Genomic DNA, 22335 nt, shown 5'->3' on the forward strand with positions numbered 1-22335 from the left:
ATCAGAAAAGAGTTTACGGTTTTAGTTTGTGGAGAATACCGGATTCGAACCGGTCACCTCTTGCCTGCCAGGCAAGCACTCTAGCCAAATGAGCTAATCCCCCAAACTTGCTCGCAAATATAAAGATATAAATTTTCCAAAAAGCAAATTTCAAAAAGCAAATCTATTCTATTTTAAAAAAAAAGTCAAATCCTCTTTTAGATTTTTCTAACTTTACACCAAAAACTCCATTATGGTATCAGAAAATTCGACTGGTTCGCTATTTACAACTATCGAGAACAAAATCGCGACCGTTATATTTGGTCATCCTTCTAGTAATTCTTTTCCCAAGAGAATTATTAAACCGACTCACTACTGAATTCAATACTTTAAGTGTAGATTCAACTGTTTCGGTAATTGTCATACAAAGCGAAGGCTCAGGTGCTTTTTGTGCAGGCGCTTCATTTGATGAACTTTTGGCTGTTTCCACTGAATTCAGAAGGAACCGAATTTTTCTCTGGATTTGCGCACTTGATTAACGCCATGCGCTCGTGTTCTAAGCTTATTGTGGGTCGTATTCACGGAAAAGCAGTCGGTGGTGGCGTAGGGATTGCGTCGGCTTGTGATTATGCTATGGCCACAAAAAACGCTTCAATAAAATTATCAGAACTGGCCGATAGGAATTGGTCCCTTTGTAATTGAACCTGTTGTGACCAAAAAACTTGGGGAAACAGCAATGGCCGAAATGACCCTTGCAGCACACGAATGGAAGTCGGCTGATCGGGCTGCTTCCAAAGGATTGTATGCCAATACCTTTGAAACCATTGAAGAATTAGACAAGGCAATAACTGATTTCAGCACTAAATTATCAAGTTATAATCCTGAAGCTTTGCTGGAAATGAAAAAAGTAATGTGGGAAGGAACGCAACACTGGGACACTCTTTTGTTACAACGCGCCCGCCATTTCGGGGAAGTTAGTTCTTTCTGATTTTACTAGAAAAAATGCCTTGGAACAATTTATAAAGTAAAATAGAATATCATTCAAAACCATGAGTTGGTATCTCGATATAAAATAGCAAAACCCCCGAAAATTATTTTTCGGGGGTTTTTATTGGGTTACAGTTTTTGAATCGACTGTATTTAAACTGTTTTTTGAGCCTTGTTTTTAGAATATTTATACCCTACAAAAACAGCTACTAGTGCCATTGGTAAAAAAGGTAATCATCTATGGGTGCTGCAGGAGCATCAGCTCCCTCTAGACCGTCAGCTGTACCATCAGTGTCGCCTGGAGTTTGTGCTAACATCGTAGCGCTAGACAGTAGAAAAAAGGCAACGATATAAAATTGTAGTACTATATTTTTCATGATTTAATTTTAAAATTTTAATTCCAGTATCTGGTTTCTATGGGCTACAGCTTAAAAAATAGCTTTTTTAGTTACGGTTTTATTATCGTCTGAAGTAATTTGAATTAAAACAGTTTGTTTGCTGGCAGTAACGTTTTTGATGCTTGCTGTATTGGCATTTACGTCTTTTTGTTCTGCTATTAAAACACCTCTAATGTCAAAAACACGAATATTTTTGATAGTATTTTTGCTGCTAGATACGTTTAACGATCCGTTTTGGTTAAATATAACTACGCTATTCTCATCAAAACTTGGAGCGTTAACATCTAAAGTTTGGCTGGTTTTGAAAGTGATTTCCAAAACGATTTTTAAAAGTACCAGCATCACTTGTAAACGTGTAAGATCCTGCTTTTAAGTTTTGCTCTGTTCCTGCTTTTAAATCTTTAAGTATAATTTCTTGATTGCCTAAAAATAAACCGTCTACGTGGTCTAAATCAATGCTAAAACTTCCTGCTTGTTCTGCTTTAAAACTTAATGGAACAATGTCACTAGAATCAAATGGTAATCCTTTAGCTTGAATAACAAATTCTTCTCCTTTTAAAGAGCTCGTTAACGCGGTTTGATTATCATTAATGTATCTTCCGTCTAATGTATTGTCAATTTCGCTAGTAGCGCCATCCATATACGCTACCATCATTTGGTTTACATATTCCGTACCTTTAGATAGGTTTAGCCAGATTCTATTTTTTTCTGTTTTAGCAGTTCTTAGTATTTGATTTGAATTGTTGGCAGTACGCATATTATTATTAGTAAATGCAACTGAATTTGAGACTGTTTTTACAATAAATCCTTGTCCTACTTGAATGGTTCCGTTTGGTGTGATACCACCATTTCCAGGTGTTTCCCCTACGGCTCCTGCCATCGTGTAGGTTGCATAAGCAGTTCCTGCAGCAGCATTTGTTTTTCTCCAAAAATACAATGGCTCTGTAATGCTGTTTGTTGTGATAAAAGCATCAGCGCTTATAGTAGATGGATACGGATTTCCTACAGCATTAAAAGTACCCGGAGTCAAACCTGTGATCGTAATGTCTCCATTATTTGGAACTCCTTTAAACATCCCATTCCAGGTGGTAGGAGTAGTAGGATGATCATTTGGAAACACGAATTAAGTAGCCATTTCCTACTGCAAAATCAGTAGTAGCTGGAGCAGCAACGGCTACGTAGATGTTTGAACTTGGATTGTAGGTGTAAAAACGATTGTCTAACGTGTTAGGCGAAAATGCTTTTAATTTTTGTCCGCTTACTGGTGAAGACCATAAACTGTAATCCAAAAGCATAAGTAAAGCTCCGCTTCTATTAACAGTGATTTCACCAGTGTTTGCAGTATTGTTTACTTGAATCAGGTTGGCAATTGCTCTCCATATCAACGGTGCCTCCTACATTGTTTAATTCATTTTGAATGGTTAAACTACCGAGGGTGTTCACTGTTAGAGTGCCAGAGTTTACAGTTACACTTTTGGCATTAATTGCATTTGCCCCTGTTGAATAATTACCAGCAATTATAGCATCAACTGTTGATGTAGGTGCACCATTTGACCACGCAGTCCCGTCCCAAGTGGTTGATGTAACTGCTCCTACAATGTCAGACCAAGCTGTACTTACTCTTACGCCATCAAGTTTTAGTCCTGGCGCTGTTGTTGCTCCTCCTTGGCGTAATGCAACGGAACCTACATTTGTTAAATCGGCACCAGCTGCATCCGTGTTTGAAATCCAACCTGTGGTGGGAACAACAGAATTAAGTGGTGGATTGATATAAATAGAAGCTACATCATTTGTAGTACCTGATACTAGATCATATTTTAATACAATTAAATAGGTAGTGTTAAGAGCATAAATAGCTGAAGAATAATTCGCTGTAGTTGCAGTGGTAGATTGCGCTATACCGAAAGATACGTTATTGCTTGCGTCTCTTTTTACAAAAATTCTTCCTCTAAAATTTGTTGAAATTGTTGTTGCACCTAGATTAAAGAAATAATCTCCTGCAATTGTAGCAGAAGTTACATTAACCAAAAATGAAGTGTAAACTATTCCTGTGGTTTGGCTTGTAAAAACCCTATTGACATCCTCACCAGAAGTAGTCATTGTCACTTCATTTCCAATACCTGAGGAGGTATATCCAGGATAGGTAATAGAGGAAGGAGTAACATTAATTACATTTGGAGTTGTGCCACCACTACTATGAGCTGTCCATCCGTTTACTGTAAGTGCTGATCCAGTTGTTCCGGTAAAGTCATCTACTAATAATGCTTGGCCCAAGCTTTTTCCTGGCAGTAATATTGATAAAGCAAAACACCAAAATAATGAGTGCAAAGCATTTTTTGAAAGTAAAGTTTTTTTCATAGAAAAAAGTAATAAATAAGTGTTAGTTAGTTTTATTCAAATAATTAAAATAAGGATAGGCACTCTCTAATCATAGAGCATGTACTATCATTCTATTTGCTTTCCAAAATTATTTGAATGTCAAATATATTACTAATATTATTGGCAACGCAATCGGTATGTTAATTAATTGTAAATTTTAATCGGAATAAACGTGATATTTTACTGCAAATTTTTTTTGAATTCGGGGTTTTATTTTGCTTCAAGTGGTTTGATGAACAAAGCTTTTACTGCAAGTCAAAAAATCACTAAATTTGCACCAAAATTAAACTCCAATGAGCAATATCAGAATTACAAAACAATTTAGTTTCGAAACCGGTCACGCCTTATATGGCTACTGACGGGGAAATGTAAAAATGTTCACGGGCATAGTTATAAATTGTCAGTAACGGTAATCGGCACTCCAATTGCGGATCGCTCTAATGTAAAATTCGGAATGGTAATAGACTTTACGGATTTAAAAGAAAATTGTAAAAGAAGAAATTGTAGATCAATTTGATCACGCGACCGTTTTCAACGGAACAACACCTCATATTGATTTAGCCAATGAGTTGATCAACCGTGGGCATCATGTTATAGTAGTCGATTACCAGCCCACAAGTGAGAATATGGTAATTGATTTTGCTCAACGAATTACCAGTCGATTGCCGGAAGGAATATCTCTTTTCTCCTTAAAACTGCAAGAAACCGAATCTTCTTTTGCGGAGTGGTTTGCAAGTGATAATTTTAAATCTATACTTTAGTTTCATGCAATTACCCCACAATAAGAAAATTTATTTTGCATCCGATCAGCATTTTGGCGCACCAACACCCGAATTGAGTTTTCCTAGAGAACAAAAATTCGTGGCATGGCTCGACGAAATTGAAAGTGATGCCGAAGCTCTTTTTTTATTGGGCGATTTATTCGATTTTTGGTTCGAATATAAAACCGTAGTGCCAAAAGGTTTCATCCGTGTTTTGGGTAAACTAGCAGAACTTCGTGATAGTGGTATTCCTATTTATTTCTTCGTGGGGAATCATGATTTGTGGATGGAAGATTATTTCCAGAAGGAATTGAACATTCCAGTTTTTCATGACAATCAAGAATATACTTTTGGAGATAAAACATTTCTTATTGGTCACGGAGACGGCAAAGGTCCTGGCGATAAGGGTTACAAACGCATGAAAAAAGTGTTTACCAATCCGTTTTTTAAATGGTTGTTTAGATGGTTGCATCCGGACATTGGCGTGAAATTAGCACAATACCTGTCCGTTAAAAACAAACTGATCTCTGGTGATGAGGATGTGACTTTTCTTGGTGAAGACAACGAATGGCTTATTCTGTATTCCAAGAGAAAACTAGAAACCAAGCACTACAATTACCTTATTTTTGGCCACCGTCATCTACCAATGAAAGTACCTGTAGGCGAAAATGCCGAGTATGTGAATCTGGGTGACTGGGATTACGTATTTTACATACGGAGTTTTTGATGGGGAAAATTTCGAAATCAAAAAGTATTAATTACTCGCTCTTTTCATGATCTTCAACATCTTGTTGCAGGTCTAATTTTCTAAAAGTTGGCGATAGCAATGCCCGTGAAAATAACAGTAATTAAGGTCATGCTTCCGCCAAAGACCACTGCACTCACAGTACCCATTTTTTTAGTTTTAGCCGTTAAGCCGCTTTCAAAAGCACCCAATTCGTTAGAAGAGCCCACAAATATAGAATTCACAGCAGCTAACGCGACCCCTGCATGCTGATCTGCGAGTTTTCAGTTGAAGAATGGTTTGGCGTACTGACGTACCGAAATCCCATCAAAAACACCACTAAAAAACAAAGAGGCTACAGACAACCAAAAAATAGAGGATAGTCCAAAAACAATGATGCAAATTCCAAACGCAAAAATTGCCGATAACAGTTTCATACCCGCATTTTTTGTAAAAGGAATGTAAGCGGAGATTATTAGCATCAAAAAAGCACCAACAGCTGGCGCAGCTCTCAAAACGCCAAATCCCTGAGGTCCTACTTTCAAAATATCCTGAGCAAAAATGGGCAACAAAGCAACGGCTCCGCCAAAAAGGACTGCAATCATATCTAGTGATAAAGCGCCTAAAATAGTCTTGTTGTTGAAAACAAATTTCACGCCTTCTTTCAAACTTTCCATAATGGGTTCGCCAATTTTTGGATTCAAAATTGGTTTCGTTGCAATTTGGGGTCAAAGCAACCAATGCGATAAGTGAACATCCCAAAACGATGAACATAGACCCATGAACGCCAATCCAATTGATAGAGAAACCCGCCAACTGCAGGTCCTAAAACAGAACTAATCTGCCAAACGGAACTACTCCAAGTCGCAGCATTTGGATATATTTTTTTAGGAACGATTAAGGCCAAAAGAGAGAATATGGTCGGACCCAGAAAAGCACGCACTAATCCTCCTAAAAACACGAAAAAGTAAATGGAGTATAAAATAGTTTGGGTAGCAAAATCTTTTATAAAAGGAGGCCAAGTAAATAAAAATAAGCCCAAACTAATAATTGAAAATCCTAAAATACATTTGAAAAGCAAACCTTTTTTTTCCTTTTGATCTACAATGTGTCCGGCAAACAAAGCCATCGAAATGGCTGGAATGACTTCCATTAATCCGATGATTCCTAATGATAACGGATTTTTGGTTAAAGCTGTACACTTCCCACTCAATAATAATAAACTGCATGGACCATCCAAAAACCATTGCAAAACGCAATAACAAAAATATATTGAATTCTCTGTAGCGCAGCGCCGAGTAAGGGTCGTTTTTTTTCATAGTTTAGCAATCATTCTTTAATATCTCGCAACCGCAATTGCAAGCTTGTTTTGCCGTTCCACTCATTTTCATCAATACAATACACGGCTTGAAAAGATTTTTGGTGCGTAGTTAGTTTGATTTTGTTGCCCAAATTAAAACCAATTGCAGCAATGCCTTCAGTCCCGAGGCTTTGGGATTGTTTGACAAAAAGTTTTAAGTGTTCATCCTCCTGACCCATAGGTTTTCCATAACCGGTGTCTTTGATGTTTTTAGTCAAGAAAACGGGCGTCATATTTTGGGGTCCGTACGGTTCAAATTGTTTTAGGATTCGGATTAATTTTGGTGTGATATCAGCAAAATCAATTTCGGCATCAACTGCAATTTCTGGTGTTAACATATCCGGATGAATGGTTTTTTCTACTTCTTTTTCAAAAGCATCCTTGAAGATTTGATAGTTTTCTTTCTTCATCGTCATTCCCGCAGCATACATGTGACCTCCAAATTGTTCCAAATGTTCTGAACATGCTTCCAATGCATTGTATACATCAAATCCTTTTACAGATCGAGCCGAAGCAGCATACTTATCGCCGCTTTTGGTAAAAACAAGTGTTGGGCGATAATAGGTTTCAATCAATCGAGACGCGACAATTCCAATGACACCTTTATGCCAATCTTCTTGAAAAACGACGGAAGTAAAGCGTTTTTTTTCATTGTTTTGCTCGATTTGTTGTAAGGCCTCTTTGGTGATTAATTTGTCTAAATCCTTTCGTTCTGAATTATACGCCTCGATTTCAGAAGCAAATTGTTGGGCTTGCTCAAAATCAAATTCGGTTAACAATTCCACCGCGTGATTCCCATGTTTAATACGTCCTGCAGCGTTTATTCTGGGTGCGATAATAAAAACAACATCGGTAATATCTAGAACTTTCTTTTTTATTTGGTGAATGATGGCTTTGATTCCTGGCCTTGGGTTAGAATTAATGACTTGCAGTCCAAAGTAAGCTAATACTCTATTTTCTCCAGTCATGGGAACGATATCAGCGGCAATGGCAGCCGACACTAGATCCAAATACGGAATCAAATCTTCGGTAGTTTGGTTTTGGTTGCGACCCAATGCTTGAATCAATTTAAAACCGATTCCACAACCACACAATTCATCATAAGGATAAGGTGCAATCGTCTCGTTTCGGGTCAAGAATAGCAACGGCATCGGGTAAGAATTCTCCTGGTCTGTGGTGGTCACAAATGATAAAATCAATATTTTTTGCTTTGGCGTAGACCACATGATCGATTGATTTTATACCACAATCTAAAGCGATAATAAGCGAAAAACCATTGTCATCTGCAAAGTCAATTCCTTTAAATGAAATGCCGTAACCCTCGTCATACCGATCCGGAATATAGGTAGCAACGTTAGGGTAATAGGTTTTTAAATAGGAAGAAACGAGCGAAACAGCAGTAGTGCCATCAACATCATAATCGCCAAAAACAAGAATATTTTCTTCGTTTTCGATTGCTTTCTCAATGCGTTCTACGGCCTTTTCCATATCTTTAATTAAATATGGATCATGTAAATTATCTAAACTTGGACGGAAAAATGCTTTTGCTTCCTCAAAAGTGTTAATGCCACGTTGCACTAATAAAGTGGCCACAAAATCTTCTACATTTAAGGCTGTCGCCAAATGTTTCACAGTCTCCTCTGAAGGTTTTGGTTTTAAGGTCCAACGCATATTGATTTGGTGTTTTAAAATTGTGTTAGGAATTTTGTCAGCTCGAGCGCATTCGAGACTAATTGATCTGTCTCGACTGCGCTCGACCTGAAAGAGAATTTGTATTTTTATTTCAACACTAGAGCACTTCCGTAAAAAGCGATTCCATCCCAGCCCGTTTTCATGAAATTGCGTATGTTCTGATGATCAGTACCGTTTGGATTTCCTAAAACATCTTCAAAATAGTAAGCGCCAAAGCAAGCTAAAGTTTCTTCTGGAGTTAGTTCCTGCAGTTCCGCAAAAGAAAATAATTTACAAGATCCTGAGTTTTCTCCGGCAGCATTATGCTGTAAGCCGTTTTCAAAAGCTGTTGGTTCAAAGGTATAGTGATCTTCAATTACAGCCATAGTTTCAGCAAAGGTGATGGCTTTTGGTGTTTGATTTAATTTTTCTAAAAAAGCAGGGATAGTCATAATTATAGTAGTATTAGAATTCTAATGCAATTGTATTTGCAGCAAAAATAGCTCCATCCATATAGCCGGGATTTTGTGCAGCTGTTTCTGCCCCAGAAATGTATAATTTTTGGTTTAGGAAGGGATTTTTAAATAGTGGATGTCCGTTGTTTTGATGTGCTAAAACCAACTCTTTGTAGGGATGGAATGTGAAAGGTTCCTCTCTCCAAACATTTTCAAAATAGGCGATATAATCGGATGCCTCGGGGCCAAAAAAGGTAATCAATTGCTGGATTACTTTTTGTTGGCGTTCCTCTTTAGAAAGTACCGCTGTTGCACCGTTTAGAAATCCTTTTAAAGCAAATCCTGAATTATCGGCGGTACTGTGGTCGTACATTTCTTGAATAATACTGGCTTGGCTGAATAAGGTTCCAGAATAATTCTTTTCTTTCCAAAAAGGAGTTTTGTATTCTACTGAAAACTTTATGGATTCACCCATCCAAGTATGGGTTTTATTTGCCAATTGAATTATATTTTCAGGTAAATTAGGTTCAAATAGTATCGAGTTTATAAATAAATTAGGTGGAATAGTACTGATGACTTTATCAGCAGAATAGCTATTTCCCTCTGAATCCATTAGAATTAATTTTTTATTTTCCTCTTTTATTGAGATGATTTTGGTGCTTGTTTTAATGTGTTCAATACCAATTTCAGTAGTTAATTTGTTAATTAACGCAGACGTTCCACCTTCAATTCGAAAAGAAGGTTCTTCCGCATCGGAGATTTCAAATTTTTGTGGCGGTGCAAACGACATAGTTTCAAATAATGAAATGCCTTGAGTATGTTGCTTGAAAAAAGGGATTTCTAAAGTGTGTAGTACTTTCTTCAGATTATAGTGTTGGTTCCCAAACCAAGTGGCACCCATTTCCATAGTCACTTTTGTTGTGCCTGTGATCGTTTTTATGCGACCTCCAATTCGTGAATTGCCCTCTAAAATCAGTATTTCAATTCCTTTTTTTTGAAGTAAAAAAGCAGTGTAGAGTCCGCAGAGTCCAGCTCCAATTAAAATAACTTTTTCTTTTTTCATGATTATTCTTCCTCAGAAAATTTACTTTTTTTAGGTTCTTTAGTTATTATTTTTCCACCTACAACCACTACAATTTCACCTCGAGGCGCTATTTTGTCAAAATGAGCAGCGACCTCTTTTACAGTGCCACGAATATTTTCTTCGTGCAGTTTGGATAATTCCCTAGAAACCGATATTTGACGGTCTTCGCCAAAATAGGTGATGAATTCCGCTAAAGTCTTCACTAATTTATGAGGGGAAACATATAAAATCATGGTCCTTGTTTCTTCGGCTAAAGCCAAATAACGAGTTTGACGTCCTTTTTTATCAGGTAGAAATCCTTCGAAAACAAATTTATCATTGGGTAAACCACTATTGACTAAAGCTGGTACAAATGCTGTTGCACCTGGCAAACACTCCACTTCAACTCCGTTTTCAACGCAAGCACGAGTCAATAAAAAACCCGGATCTGATATCGCTGGTGTTCCCGCATCCGAAATCAAAGCTATGTTTTCCCCAGCTTTCAATCTCGAAATGAGATTCTCGACAGTTTTGTGTTCGTTGTGCATGTGATGGCTGTACATGTGTGTGCCAATTTCGAAATGCTTTAATAGTTTTCCGCTCGTACGGGTATCTTCGGCAAGAATCAAATCAACTTCTTTAAGAATTCGAATGGCTCGAAAAGTCATGTCTTCGAGATTGCCAATGGGTGTAGGAACGATATATAATTTTGACATAGCTGAAATAATTTAGTAAAAATCTCCAAAAGTATCATTTCTGATCGCAATGGAAATCTAGGATATTTACAAGAATTTTTTCTCTATAATATCCATAAAACGTTCTTCATAATCTTGTTTTCCTTCCCAATTGTTGTAGTCTGGTTTCACCATTTCTTGAACAAAATCGCGGGTTTCATAAAAGGTGTTGAACGTGATCAATTGGTTTAAAACACGGTTGTAGTCTTCGCTGCTGTTACCGAAAAAGGTGTTTTATAAAAGCAATACGATCATTTAGATCAATGTTGATTCCTTTAGCTAATTTTTCGTTCAAGGAAATAGCTTTTTGTTCAACAGTTTCTTCTTTTATAATTTCTTCTTTTTCCTCCTTCACAATGATTTCTTTCGGAGGGTTGATCACAGCTTCTTTAGGAGTATCTTTAATTTCTTGGACCTTTACAAATTGAGTGTCATGGTAATTTCCACCTAATAAATCTTCAAAAGAAATTTGGACCGGTTCCTTTTTCTTTGACATTTCTTGTTCCGTTTCTGTTCCGTCCTCTTGAGTTAGCTCAAAATCGGGATGGATTGAAGCGATTTCAGTGGTTATAATTATTTCTTCTTCAATTTCTTTTTCTTCCTCAACAACCATTAATTCTTCTGATTCTGGTGTTCTTACTTCAGTACGTGCGCTTACTTCTATAAGAGTTTCAGTTTCCACTGCCGCTTCAAGTATCGGTTCCACTTCATTTATTTCTGCAGCTTGCGTGGTTTCTTCTACCGGTATTTCGTGGATTTCTTCCGAAACAGTTGCTGCAATTATGGGTTTAATTTCGGTTTGTGGCAATGCTTCTTGGTCAAAAATAGATTCGATTTTTTGTTCTAATGCGACTCCTCCAATTGTAGGCTGTACTTCGCTAAAGTGCTCCTCTATAAAGCGCAATACAGAAAGTTTCTCATACAATTTCTGTGTCTCTAGATACAATTGGTTAATGTCAGATTTATTTTTTAGCTGTAATATTCGGTGTGCAATGCTGATTAAATCGGCTTCCAATTTTTTTTTCATACTGTTGAAATTATAGCGTGTTAGGCAGGTCTGTGTCTATGGTTATTGTATATCTTCTTTAGAAAAGGAATTCTTTATGGATAAGATTTATTTTTTTAAATAACTGCAGTCAAATACTCGATTTGATATAAATTGTATACTTTTGAAACGACGTAAAAGTATAAAATTTTTAAGTCGGTTTATCTATTACGAAGTAATAAAAACTATTCATTTTTTAAGTCAGAAAAATACAAAATGTTTCTCGAAAATACAGTAAATCATAAAGAACAATTTGGTTGGATCGAAGTCATTTGCGGCTCTATGTTTTCGGGTAAAACCGAAGAACTGATCCGTCGTTTGAAAAGAGCGCAGTTTGCCAAACAAAAAGTAGAAATCTTCAAACCATCAATAGACACGAGATATGACGAGGAAATGGTAGTGTCTCATGATGCTAATGAAATTCGTTCTACGCCCGTTCCCGCAGCTGCTAACATTGCTATTTTGGCGCAAGGTTGCGATGTAGTAGGCATTGATGAAGCACAGTTTTTTGATGATGAAATAGTCAAAATTTGTAACGATTTGGCCAATCAAGGAATCCGTGTGATTGTAGCTGGACTGGATATGGATTTTAAAGGAAATCCCTTTGGACCCATGCCTGCCTTAATGGCAACTGCTGAGTATGTAACTAAAGTGCATGCGGTTTGTACCCGCACCGGAAATTTAGCAAATTATAGTTTTCGTAAAACCGATAATGACAAGCTTGTGATGTTAGGCGAAACCGAAGAATACGAGCCATTAAGTCGTGCCGCATATTATCATGCGATGCGGAAGGATGCAGATAAAAAATGAAAGCAACATCGCAATGCTCATGTTTGCGGTTATTTAAAAAATAGACGAATCCGATAAATTAACAACAAAAATTTTAAAAATTAAAACTATGAAAAAACTATTTTTACTATTCATTCTTTTTTTCGTTAACTCAATTTATTCTCAAAGTAAAGAAAGTTCTACTAAAGTAAATGCTTTTGAAATTAAAAGTAATAGCAAACAAGAGTTACAAAATTTTGATTGGACAAAAGTTAAACAATTTTTCAGCGAGAATGACAAGCAAGATGATATTACCATTATAATTGACTATTTTGAAAAGTCTGAAAATAATAAAAATGATAATATTTTAAAAACTGAAATAAAGGGGAAAACTTTTGAATTGAATAAAATGGTAAGAACTGCAAAAAAAATTACTCGAAAATTATTAAAGAGTAGATCCGTCTGAACCTAAAATATAATATTTTCAATGTTCAAGTAGTATAAACTGCATGTTAAATAAATTTAAGATTTAAATAAATGAATTTACTTGAAAGATACTAACAAATGTAAAACATACACTTTCAGGTATTTGAAAATAGTACGAATTTACAAGTAAATTTATAATTATATTTTAAGAATTTTTTTAACAAAAAACAATCAATCCTTAAGTTAGCAATCTCGCCAAAGCCCGATACATTTATAGGGAATCCAAACGGAACTGAAATATAAATTTTTTAAAAAGGACAAAGTCTTTCACAAAGTGGAAAGGCTTTGTCCTTTTTAGTTAAAAATAGATTCTAAGGTAAAATCTAGTTCTGGAAATAGTTTGCTTTGAATGGTATCTTCCTCAATTAATGGATGCATTCCTATGAATTGATTTTCTTTTAGAACATAAATGAAAACCGTTTTGTCGGCTGGGTTTACAATCCAATATTCAAGAACTCCAGCTTCTTCATACAAATCAAATTTATACTTCATTTCTTTATTGGAATTTCCGGGGGATAGAATTTCTATAACCAAATCAGGAGCGCCAATAGCGCCTCGTTCGTCTATTTTGGAATCATCGCAAATTATACACAAATCAGGTTGAACCACAGTATAAATTTCTTGGTCTAATTTCGATTTTTTTTTATCTATCAATCGAACATCAAATGGAGCAGCAAAAAGATTGCAAGCATGTGGTTTGAAAAAATTAAAAAGATGTCCATGCAGATTTCCAGAAATTCGTTGATGAGTAGTACTTGGTGCCGGACTCATCTTAAAAATTTTTCCTTTTATCAATTCCAGTTTTTCCTGAAATTGCCACGTTAAATAATCGGCATAGGAATAGGTTTTATTCAAATCTAATTGATTGATGTCCGTTATCATAAGGCTTCTTTTTTGCAAAGTTACTAAAATTTATCACTCCTGTATTTGAAGGCATTTCAACTTATTAAACACAAACAAAGAAGGCTAACCCAGAAAAAGTGAATTTTGTTATCTATAAAACTGAATCAGAAATCAACAATTTTTACATCTTCTTCCTCATTCTCGCCACTGGAATATCGAGTTGTTCTCTGTATTTTGCAATGGTTCTTCTTGCGATTGGATAGCCCTTTTCTTTCAAGATTTCGGCAAGTTGATCGTCTGGAAGTGGTTTTTTCTTGTCTTCTTCTTCAATCGTGTTCTGAAGGATTTTCTTGATTTCGAGTGTAGAAACATCTTCACCTTGATCGTTTTTCATCGATTCTGAGAAAAACTCTTTGATTAGTTTTGTACCATACGGTGTTTCTACATATTTACTATTGGCCACACGTGAAATGGTCGAAATGTCAAGACCTACCATATCAGCAATGTCTTTAAGGATCATTGGTTTCAGTTTGGTTTCATCACCATCTAGGAAAAATTCTTCTTGATAGTGCATAATGGCGTTCATGGTAACAAAAAGCGTTTCCTGACGTTGGCGAATGGCATCGATAAACCATTTAGCCGAATCCAGTTTTTGTTTAATAAACTGTACTGCATCTTTTTGCTGAGCCGATTTGTCTCGAGAATCCTTATACGTTTGCATCATTTCTTGATAATCCTTAGAAACGTGCAGCGATGGTGCATTCCGTCCGTTCAAGGTCAGTTCCAATTCGCCATCTACAATCCTAATCGCAAAATCAGGAACCACATTTTCAGTGACTTTGTTGTTTCCAGTAAACGAGCCGCCTGGCTTTGGATTCAGTTTCTCAATTTCGTGAATGGCTTTTTTAAGCTGTTCATTAGAGACACCGTACTTTTGAAGTAATTTGTCGTAATGTTTTTTAGTAAAAGCATCAAACTGATTTTCGATAATATCGATCGCTAAATCAACAGATTCTGTGGGTGTTTTGTGTTTCAATTGTAACAGCAAGCATTCTTGTAAATCTTGTGCTCCTACACCAGAAGGTTCTAGTTCATGAATGACTTGCAGCATTTTTTGCACCATCTTTTCATCGGTGTAAATGCCTTGAGTAAAAGCCATGTCATCTACCATATCTGGTACGCTACGGCGGATGTAACCCATGTCATCAATACTTCCTACTAGAAATTCAGCTATTTCACGCTCATCATCATTCAGGATAAAAGTATTTAACTGATTGATTAAATCTTGGTGGAAACTTACTGGTGCAGCAAATGGCGTTTCGCGATCATCATCATCGTCACTGTAATTACTGGTTTGTGTTTTATAATCAGGCGTTTCATCGTTGCTTAAATATTCGTCAATATTGATGTCTTCGGCTTCAATGCGCTCTGATTCGGCATCATCATAATCATCATAATCTTCGTTTTCGAACTCGTCTTTCTCGTAATCCTCTTCCTCTTTTCCAGTTTCAAGAGCTGGATTTTCGTTCATTTCCTCGAGTAAACGTTGCTCAAAAGCTTGCGTAGGCAATTGAATTAACTTCATCAGCTGAATTTGCTGTGGAGATAATTTTTGGGATAATTTTAAATTTAAGAATTGCTTTAGCATTTTATATTTTGTTGTTTTTGTTTAAGGTTTAAAGTTTCAGGTTGTTGAACTTGAAACTTTAAACGGGAAACAAATTTTTAAAATTCTGCATTCATTGGTGTTCTCGGGAAAGGAATTACGTCACGAATGTTTGTCATTCCTGTTACAAACAAGACCAATCTTTCGAATCCAAGTCCAAAACCAGAGTGAACCGCCGAACCGAATCTTCGGGTGTCAAGATACCACCACAATTCTTCTTCATCAATCCCTAAGGCTTTCATTTTTTCTACCAAAACATCAAAACGCTCTTCTCTTTGAGAGCCACCCACGATTTCTCCAATTCCAGGCAAAAGGATATCCATGGCGCGAACTGTTTTTCCATCTTCGTTCAAACGCATGTAAAATGCCTTGATATTTGCCGGGTAATCAAACAAGATTACCGGACATTTAAAGTGTTTCTCCACTAAATAACGCTCGTGTTCTGATTGTAAATCAGCACCCCATTCGTTAATGATATAGTTGAATTTTTTCTTTTTATTTGGCGTACATTCTCTTAAAATATCAATGGCTTCCGTGTATGAAACACGTTTGAAATTGTTCTCTAAAACAAAGTTTAATTTGTCAAGTAACGCCATTTCGCTTCTTTCAGCAACTGGTTTCGATTTCTCTTCGTCCAATAATCGTGTTTCCAAGAATTTCAAATCTTCAGGACATTTGTCCAAGGTGTATTTGATCACATATTGAATAAAATCTTCAGCCAAATCCATGTTGTCATTCAAATCATTGAAAGCCACCTCTGGCTCAATCATCCAAAATTCTGCAAGGTGACGCGAAGTATTCGAGTTTTCGGCTCTAAAGGTTGGTCCAAAAGTATAAATTTGGCCCAAAGCCATCGCGAAAGTTTCTCCTTCTAGTTGTCCAGAAACGGTAAGGTTCGTTTCTTTCCCAAAGAAATCTTCTTTGTAATTTACTTTTCCGTCTTCGGTTCTTGGTGTTCCGTCAAATGGCAAAGCCGTAACTTTAAACATTTCACCGGCACCTTCTGCATCAGATCCCGTGATAATTGGGGTGTTCACATATACAAAACCTTTCTCCTGAAAATAACTGTGAACCGCATACGATAATACCGAACGTACTCTCATAATCGCTCCAAACATATTAGTACGAACTCTTAAATGTGCATTTTCACGCAAGAAATCTAAGCTCGGTTTGTTTTTTGGTTGTATCGGGAATTTCTCCGCATCTGAATCTCCAAGGATTTCCAGTTTAGCCACCTGAATCTCAAATTTCTGTCCCGCACCTTTACTTTCTACCAAAGTTCCTGTTACAGATATTGCTGCTCCAGTAGTAATTCTCTTCAGCGTTTCGTCTGGCGTGTTCTCAAAATCGACAACACATTGTATATTATCAATGGTCGAACCATCGTTTAAGGCAATAAATTGATTGTTTCTAAAAGTTCTCACCCATCCTTTTGCATTTACTTCATGAAGCGTTTTTGTGCTGTTTAGTAAGTCTTTAACTTTTGTATGTCTCATTTTATGTATATAGTTGATATTAAAAATTGTCTCGTAACCGAACTGCAAATATAAATGATTTGTTTGTAATTGTCACGGTGAGAAATGAAGCATTCCAACGCTGTTTCTGTTTTTTGGAGCTCTTTCCCGCTATCCATTGCAATCTTATTGTTTTTTGAAACAAAAACAATAAGGATTTCCATTTCTATCGGGGCTAGGGTGTAGTGGCTAAAAGAATATTTTGCTCTTGTTTTGTCATTCTGAGGAACGAAGAATCTGTGTTTAGTTTGCAATTTGCGAAGATTCTTCCTTTGCCAGAATAAAAAATTTGTATAATTTGAGCATTATTTTATGCTTTTTTCTGAGTTTATTTTGTCATTCTGAGCAACGAAGAATCTGTGTTTGTTGCTCAAGTTGTGAGGATTTCACAATTGTCAGAATAAAAAATTTGTATAATTTGAGCATTATTTTGTTTTTTTCTCCGTTTATTTTGTCATTCTGAGCAACTAAGAATCTCTGTATAGTGTGCAATTTGTGAAGATTCTTCCTTTGTCAGAATGACGAATTATGACTAAAAAATACTGTTGCAATTGTAAATGCTGCCACTTTGAAAATCAAAACTTGACAAACCGAATAACACTTTGTATTTTTGCCTCATGAACGACAATTTTGTAACAGAGTATTTTGGCATTGGCATTCAAAACGGAAAAACACCGGAGAACTTAGGGGTTTTATGGCGTACCGCACAAAATCTTGGTGCAAGTTATATTTTTACTATTGGAAATCGATACGCTAAGCAAGCTTGTGATACGCATAATGCTGTAAAGTCAATCCCTTATTTTCATTACGAAAATTTTGAGGATTTCTATAACAACTTACCCAAAGGCGCTCGCTTAGTAGGTGTGGAACTCGATGAAAACGCTGTTGATCTCGAAACGTTTGAACATCCACGACGTTGTGTTTATCTTTTAGGTGCCGAGGATAACGGTCTATCGAAAGCAGCTATCGCAAAATGCCATCATTTGGTTAAATTCAAATCTGAGAAAAGTTTAAACGTATCTGTTGCAGGCAGTATTGTGCTTTATGATAGAGGTCTTGCTAAACCAAGATCCTGATACCGTTTTTCAACTGTTGTTTAATTTTAAGCCCAAAAGCGGCGCATAAAGTAAATTATTTGTTCTATCAGATTAAATCGGTTACATTTATAATCGAAAAAATCAAATGTACACAAATCTAAAATGAAATGTACATTTTTTCAATCAAACAAATAAAGCCAGTACATCAAAGTACTGGCTTTTTAATTATAGTTTAAACACCAATTAACCCACATTTAAACTGAATTTAACTGACTCACCATTCAGTAGTTCTTTGGTTAGCTCTATATTGTTCTCATACACGTGAACATTGCCTAGAAACAATGTGATCGACTTTAGTGGTAGATTGATTTGTTTACTTATCAAGTATAGGTGATAGATATCAGAGGGTAGACCTAAGTTAGCGTCACTAGAACGCTGGTAAGCACTTATAACAACCTTTCCTTTCTCTATTTGAAACTGGACAAGACTTAAACACGGCTGTTGATTGCTCTCAGTGTTGTTAGAACCAAGGAACAATACGTAATTCTTTGATGTACGTTTCTCTTTATTTATTCGCTCTATAAGCTTCGGTAATTGCTCAAAGTAGGTAGGATAACTATTTACTAGAATGGGACCGCAATAATCCCACCAAGTAACGCCTATATCCCTGTAGGCTTCCGTAGCAAACGCTCTCGCCATAAATAGACCAAGTTCGTCTCTTAACTTCTTTTTTGCAACTGCGTGGCTCTCAAACAACACTAAAAGGTCTAACGGTTTTAATTCTAAAGTCTGATTCAAAAGATAGGTGATTGAACCTTTTTTGTTTTGTTGTAGCTTACCTTTATCAAGGATTTTGCTTAGCACTTCGTGATACTTGTTCATTTTTAATTCGATTTTTGATTGATGATTGATTATATTTGCATCTCTCACGGAATTTATAAAACACAATAAAGCCACAGCATAGAAGACTTATGTCCTCCAACGCTGTGGCTTTGTGCTTAATTAAATTACCGTGAGAAGTTTTTAATTGTTGGAGGACTATTTTTTACTTCACGTCATCCTGTGAATTTTATAATTAAATCGAAGTTACATCTGTTAAAATTCCATTATTATAAGTTAGAGTTGTCTCAGGTGAAATACTAAAGCTTCCCGTCCAACCAATTAATTGATTTGGGGCATTAATTGCTATTAATTGCGCGGAATGTTCGATATCCGAAGCTGATGTAATATTACTTGCTACAAAAGTATTTGTGCCCGCATCGTAATAAAATGTCACATCGTGAAAGTGCTCGTTGACAGTATTTGAGCGTTTTTGAACATCTGTCTGACCAGGATTACTAAGCAAATGGGTTACGTCTTGAGCAGTAAGCCCAACTGTATGATAGTGTTCATAAATTAAAACCGGTTCCGCTGGATTTGGGCCTGGATTTGGGGGTTGCGCCTTCCCTACTCTAAACATGAATACATATTCTTCAACTTCAGTATTAGTAAATTCTTTTTTAAGCACATAGCCTTCTGGAGTAATTACTAATTGTTGAACTTCACCAGTTGCTACTGGCACATCCATAAGTTTTAATTTCTTTCCAATTACTTGTTTTGACATAGTTACATTTATTTAGGTTATTAATTTGTTTTATATAGATATTATAAAAAGGTTTGACACGTTTCTTCCTTCGTTATTTTCTATGTTTATTTGTCCGTAAGTGGGCACAAAACCATAAAAATTATAAGTTTCAATTCCATTACTTTCGACAAATAGCAATTGATCTAACCTAAAAAAATATGTGTTTCTTAAATCTCCAAACTCTGAGTAATGAACTAGTTTATTGACTATTGTTTTATCGGTGCCGGAGAGCACATTAAGCACAATGCCAGTTTCTTGAGAAACATTTACAATATCAAAAGTAAGATCGGTAAAAACCGGCACGCTTTGTTCATATACAAAAGGTAAAGAATCCTCAAATTCGCTTAATGGATCGTACAAAACAAAAACAGACCCGAAAGGAAAACTTCCTTGTAAAAATGTATTTATGGGGTTGCTTAATCGCTCTTCAAATGAGTATAATGCATCTTCAAAAATAGTTCCATCTGGAGTTGTAATTCTCACATTACAGATTGGACCTCCTGATGTATTAAGCCTAGAAATTATACCTTCATTTACTTCAACTGATATTGAGCCATTTGAATAAGACAATATGCGTCCAATTAAGTTAGGTTCAACATAGCTACTAAGTTGCTCAAAGTTGCCCCCGTAAAAAGTTCCAGCATTTAAATATTCACCTTCAACCATACCCGTGACAGTATCGCCCGCTGTAGGTTCATCCGCAAAAAAAATGAGGTTATTTCTATTGATTAAAAAACGACCCGATATTTTTACTGCGGCAAAAAGATCAGGATGTGCGTTTGCGTCCTGCTTATGCAATTCAAATTGTTCCCTTTCAGCCTTTGCATTCAGAGTAGAGCTAAGGTTCGATACTGCACTTTGCGGTATTGATTCACTTTTGTTCCAAAAACTACCCCACGAAGCCCAAAATTGGGCTTGTGTAGGCTTTTTACCAGTCATAAACCAGTCATATATTTGTGCTAATGTTGCCATAATTTTATCCTATATATTCAATAAATAATACTACTCTATATGGGTTCAGTATTGAAAATTCTTGATTGGCACCCACTGTATTTGTTTTACCTATTGTAGGAGCATTGCTACTGCTTCTAATTCGGTAATTCTGGTTTCCATCTCCGCCTGCGTTAAAACCTTCCTTTACTGGAGAATTATTTCCTGTAAGTGCGACTCCCGCATCTACTATGTCGTTAGAAAACATGAAAAAGCTGTGCTGTGGTAGCTCATCAACCGAAAGCATTTTCTTAATTGCCCCCCCCGTTTTACCAATATTTTCAAAATCGATTTGATCCTCATCAAGCCCGACAGGCATTCGACCGCGCCAGTCAACCACTTCTTGCCAACCTGCAGGAATATCAGCTGCGGGTTTATTCCAAAATAACATACCCCCACCAGACTGAAAAACAGCCGTTTTTTTCTCAAGCGATTCAAGTCGAACCATTAACTGTACAACTGGATCGATACGCTTAAAATCTGACCACGGCCACGATGTTTCTGAGGTTCCAAATGTGGCATAACGAAAGGTGTGAACTTGCTTTACTGAACCATTTTCAAAAGCACGATTTACGGGCTCTTCGATAATGATTACATCCGAAGTTCCTGTAACGGCAGCTTCTCTAAATTCTAAAGGTTCGCCATCGATATAAACAACGCCTTTTTTTATGGTAGAGCCTACCAACTCACAACCCGATATGATTGTTAAGTTGCCCGCCAATTCTCCAAAGGCTTGAAAAATTTCGAAAGCAGTTTGTAGTTCCTGCAATCGTTCCGTTTTTAAAGGAAAACCACCTGTTTGATTAAAACTTGTATAATTCATATTAAAAATATTGTATATCTAAATCCGCCAGCTTTATAAAAATCAATGTGCGCTTTTAATCCAAATTCTTGTGAGACTGCTAGTTCAGTAGGAACAAAAACTATAAAATCAAGCCCCGTGTCTGCCGTTTCGCTTTCGGTTCTAAGCCATAGCGTTGGCTCTTCCATTTCAGTCCTCACGTTTACATTTTGCCCTTCAGCTTCGGTGTATATGTAAGTAGTGTCAAAAAATTGTCCATCACTTATGTAAATACGCCTTTGAACTGGATCAAACTTGTCGTTCAAAGTGCCTCTTAAAAAGCAAACCTGCCCTGTATTATTTAGTTTATAGACATTATCTACCCGAAAATTAAACCACTTATCATAAAGGGTTTCAACGGGGGCTATAAGTGCCTGCACAAAATTTACCACTATCAGGTTCCTTAAAAAAAGTAGGCAATAAATTGATTGTAAAAACGCGCCAGTTTATATCATACCACATAGGTTATATTTTCAAATGTTACAACTTCATAATAGCCACTTTCAGCGACTTTTGATATGTAAATTGGTTGTGGAGTTCCATAGCCGTTCAACTCTGGCCTTATCCATGAGCTTTCAGCACTTAAAAGAGTGGCGTCTATAACTCCTGGTGCCGCTTGCATCTTATCAACCAATGCTGAAAGTCTTAAATCACCATCAAATGGCAGTTCCTTCATAAACTCCTGTATAGCTTCATTTACTGGATTATTTGCGTTTTGTATGCTCATTCCATTAGCATCAAGCACAAGAGCATCTCGTTTTATTTGAATATTTAAAAACAGCCTGTCTGGTAAATAATTGATCACTGTCGTATCAGTTCCTGCCCACTTGATCTCTTTAATGTAAGCTTCAAAAGATTCTTTTTGACCTGGTGTTATAGGAGAGAGTAAGCCATCTATTTCACCCGCAATTTTTATGATAACACGTTTCTCAGCATCTGACTCATTGACTGCAGCATACTTGATGATTTTAGAGGCTTCGATCTCTTCTTGAGTAGCGACTCCGTCTTGA

Annotated in this window: 22 protein-coding genes, 1 tRNA gene and 5 pseudogenes; 6 read left to right on the forward strand and 22 right to left on the reverse strand. The window is 36.4% G+C overall.

What is annotated here, in order from left to right; all coding sequences use genetic code 11:
• Positions 1-29: 29 nt before the first annotated feature.
• Positions 30-103 (reverse strand) — tRNA-Ala (locus ACXX8U_RS14670).
• Positions 104-232: 129 nt separating this feature from the next.
• On the opposite strand from ACXX8U_RS14670, the pseudogene ACXX8U_RS14675 reads away from it, so the two are divergent.
• Positions 233-1007: pseudogene (locus tag ACXX8U_RS14675) on the forward strand (enoyl-CoA hydratase/isomerase family protein).
• Positions 1008-1175: 168 nt separating this feature from the next.
• On the opposite strand, the gene ACXX8U_RS14680 reads toward ACXX8U_RS14675, so the two are convergent.
• The 5 genes from ACXX8U_RS14680 to ACXX8U_RS14700 are packed head-to-tail and all read right to left on the reverse strand — an operon-like array spanning position 1176 to position 3722.
• Positions 1176-1343, reverse strand: coding sequence for an Fjoh_0651 family PID-CTERM protein (locus tag ACXX8U_RS14680; RefSeq protein WP_458566507.1), 168 nt, complete (start codon positions 1341-1343; stop codon positions 1176-1178).
• Positions 1344-1394: 51 nt separating this feature from the next.
• Positions 1395-1682, reverse strand: coding sequence for a DUF8694 domain-containing protein (locus ACXX8U_RS14685; RefSeq protein WP_458566508.1), 288 nt, complete (start codon positions 1680-1682; stop codon positions 1395-1397).
• On the reverse strand, positions 1642-2484 hold the full coding sequence (locus tag ACXX8U_RS14690) for a RemA C-terminal-like gliding motility protein (RefSeq protein ID WP_458566509.1): 843 nt from the start codon (positions 2482-2484) through the stop codon (positions 1642-1644). Before ACXX8U_RS14690 ends, ACXX8U_RS14685 begins: the two co-directional genes overlap by 41 nt.
• Positions 2471-2749, reverse strand: a complete 279-nt coding sequence (locus tag ACXX8U_RS14695) for a DUF8693 domain-containing protein (protein WP_505307837.1) — start codon at positions 2747-2749, stop codon at positions 2471-2473. The genes ACXX8U_RS14690 and ACXX8U_RS14695 overlap by 14 nt, the downstream gene beginning before the upstream one ends.
• Complete coding sequence (locus ACXX8U_RS14700; RefSeq protein ID WP_458566511.1) at positions 2691-3722, reverse strand: autotransporter outer membrane beta-barrel domain-containing protein; 1032 nt, start codon at positions 3720-3722, stop codon at positions 2691-2693. Before ACXX8U_RS14700 ends, ACXX8U_RS14695 begins: the two co-directional genes overlap by 59 nt.
• Before the next feature lie 314 nt (positions 3723-4036).
• On the opposite strand from ACXX8U_RS14700, the pseudogene ACXX8U_RS14705 reads away from it, so the two are divergent.
• Positions 4037-4504, forward strand: a pseudogene (locus ACXX8U_RS14705) (6-pyruvoyl trahydropterin synthase family protein).
• A 4-nt stretch (positions 4505-4508) separates the two neighbouring features.
• Positions 4509-5262, forward strand: a pseudogene (locus ACXX8U_RS14710) (UDP-2,3-diacylglucosamine diphosphatase).
• Here ACXX8U_RS14710 and ACXX8U_RS14715 read toward each other — a convergent pair.
• From ACXX8U_RS14715 to ACXX8U_RS14745, 7 genes and pseudogenes are all read right to left on the reverse strand, one after another.
• Positions 5263-6547 (reverse strand): annotated as a pseudogene (locus ACXX8U_RS14715) (MFS transporter).
• 10 nt (positions 6548-6557) lie between these two features.
• Positions 6558-8259 (reverse strand): annotated as a pseudogene (gene recJ / locus ACXX8U_RS14720) (single-stranded-DNA-specific exonuclease RecJ).
• Positions 8260-8366: 107 nt separating this feature from the next.
• Positions 8367-8711 carry a HopJ type III effector protein gene (locus tag ACXX8U_RS14725; protein WP_458566512.1) on the reverse strand — a complete coding sequence of 115 codons (345 nt, stop codon included), beginning with the start codon at positions 8709-8711 and terminating at the stop codon, positions 8367-8369.
• A gap of 13 nt (positions 8712-8724) precedes the next feature.
• A complete protein-coding gene (locus ACXX8U_RS14730; RefSeq protein WP_458566513.1) occupies positions 8725-9777 on the reverse strand; it encodes a flavin monoamine oxidase family protein in 1053 nt (350 codons plus the stop codon).
• Between the two features lie 2 nt (positions 9778-9779).
• Positions 9780-10493, reverse strand: a complete 714-nt coding sequence (gene rsmI, locus ACXX8U_RS14735) for a 16S rRNA (cytidine(1402)-2'-O)-methyltransferase (RefSeq protein ID WP_417944882.1) — start codon at positions 10491-10493, stop codon at positions 9780-9782.
• A 66-nt stretch (positions 10494-10559) separates the two neighbouring features.
• On the reverse strand, positions 10560-10694 hold the full coding sequence (locus tag ACXX8U_RS14740; protein ID WP_458566514.1) for a hypothetical protein: 135 nt from the start codon (positions 10692-10694) through the stop codon (positions 10560-10562).
• Between the two features lie 34 nt (positions 10695-10728).
• Positions 10729-11538: a hypothetical protein gene (locus tag ACXX8U_RS14745; RefSeq protein ID WP_458566515.1), complete on the reverse strand. Its 810-nt coding sequence runs from the start codon at positions 11536-11538 to the stop codon at positions 10729-10731.
• A gap of 234 nt (positions 11539-11772) precedes the next feature.
• Between ACXX8U_RS14745 and ACXX8U_RS14750 the strand changes: the two genes are divergently transcribed.
• Both ACXX8U_RS14750 and ACXX8U_RS14755 read left to right on the forward strand, forming a co-directional pair.
• The gene (locus tag ACXX8U_RS14750) at positions 11773-12366 is read left to right on the forward strand and encodes a thymidine kinase (protein ID WP_144894199.1); all 594 of its coding nucleotides are present in this window, start codon (positions 11773-11775) and stop codon (positions 12364-12366) included.
• Between the two features lie 88 nt (positions 12367-12454).
• Positions 12455-12790 (forward strand): hypothetical protein, encoded by a 336-nt coding sequence (locus ACXX8U_RS14755; protein WP_417975689.1) that lies wholly within the window; start codon positions 12455-12457, stop codon positions 12788-12790.
• Between the two features lie 314 nt (positions 12791-13104).
• Here the strand turns inward: ACXX8U_RS14755 and ACXX8U_RS14760 are convergent, their stop codons facing one another.
• From ACXX8U_RS14760 to asnS, 3 genes are all read right to left on the reverse strand, one after another.
• Positions 13105-13692, reverse strand: coding sequence for a Uma2 family endonuclease (locus ACXX8U_RS14760; protein WP_458554142.1), 588 nt, complete (start codon positions 13690-13692; stop codon positions 13105-13107).
• Between the two features lie 142 nt (positions 13693-13834).
• Positions 13835-15301, reverse strand: coding sequence for an RNA polymerase factor sigma-54 (rpoN, locus tag ACXX8U_RS14765; protein ID WP_458566516.1), 1467 nt, complete (start codon positions 15299-15301; stop codon positions 13835-13837).
• A 77-nt stretch (positions 15302-15378) separates the two neighbouring features.
• Entirely contained in the window at positions 15379-16815 is a 1437-nt protein-coding gene (gene asnS, locus ACXX8U_RS14770) for an asparagine--tRNA ligase (RefSeq protein WP_458566517.1), read from the reverse strand.
• Between the two features lie 635 nt (positions 16816-17450).
• Here asnS and ACXX8U_RS14775 point away from each other — a divergent pair.
• The gene (locus tag ACXX8U_RS14775) at positions 17451-17909 is read left to right on the forward strand and encodes an RNA methyltransferase (protein ID WP_309757761.1); all 459 of its coding nucleotides are present in this window, start codon (positions 17451-17453) and stop codon (positions 17907-17909) included.
• Positions 17910-18113: 204 nt separating this feature from the next.
• Here ACXX8U_RS14775 and ACXX8U_RS14780 read toward each other — a convergent pair whose 3' ends face one another.
• From ACXX8U_RS14780 to ACXX8U_RS14805, 6 genes are all read right to left on the reverse strand, one after another.
• A complete protein-coding gene (locus tag ACXX8U_RS14780) occupies positions 18114-18752 on the reverse strand; it encodes a thymidylate synthase (RefSeq protein WP_458566518.1) in 639 nt (212 codons plus the stop codon).
• Between the two features lie 193 nt (positions 18753-18945).
• Positions 18946-19473, reverse strand: a complete 528-nt coding sequence (locus tag ACXX8U_RS14785) for a hypothetical protein (RefSeq protein WP_458554135.1) — start codon at positions 19471-19473, stop codon at positions 18946-18948.
• Between the two features lie 30 nt (positions 19474-19503).
• Entirely contained in the window at positions 19504-20466 is a 963-nt protein-coding gene (locus ACXX8U_RS14790) for a hypothetical protein (protein WP_458566519.1), read from the reverse strand.
• A gap of 4 nt (positions 20467-20470) precedes the next feature.
• Entirely contained in the window at positions 20471-21307 is an 837-nt protein-coding gene (locus ACXX8U_RS14795) for a hypothetical protein (protein WP_458554132.1), read from the reverse strand.
• Positions 21304-21705 carry a hypothetical protein gene (locus ACXX8U_RS14800; RefSeq protein ID WP_458566520.1) on the reverse strand — a complete coding sequence of 134 codons (402 nt, stop codon included), beginning with the start codon at positions 21703-21705 and terminating at the stop codon, positions 21304-21306. The genes ACXX8U_RS14795 and ACXX8U_RS14800 overlap by 4 nt, the downstream gene beginning before the upstream one ends.
• Positions 21706-21776: 71 nt before the next feature.
• Positions 21777-22130 carry a hypothetical protein gene (locus ACXX8U_RS14805; protein WP_458566521.1) on the reverse strand — a complete coding sequence of 118 codons (354 nt, stop codon included), beginning with the start codon at positions 22128-22130 and terminating at the stop codon, positions 21777-21779.
• Positions 22131-22335: the final 205 nt, after the last annotated feature.

Source organism: Flavobacterium sp. GNP001 (assembly GCF_054343775.1).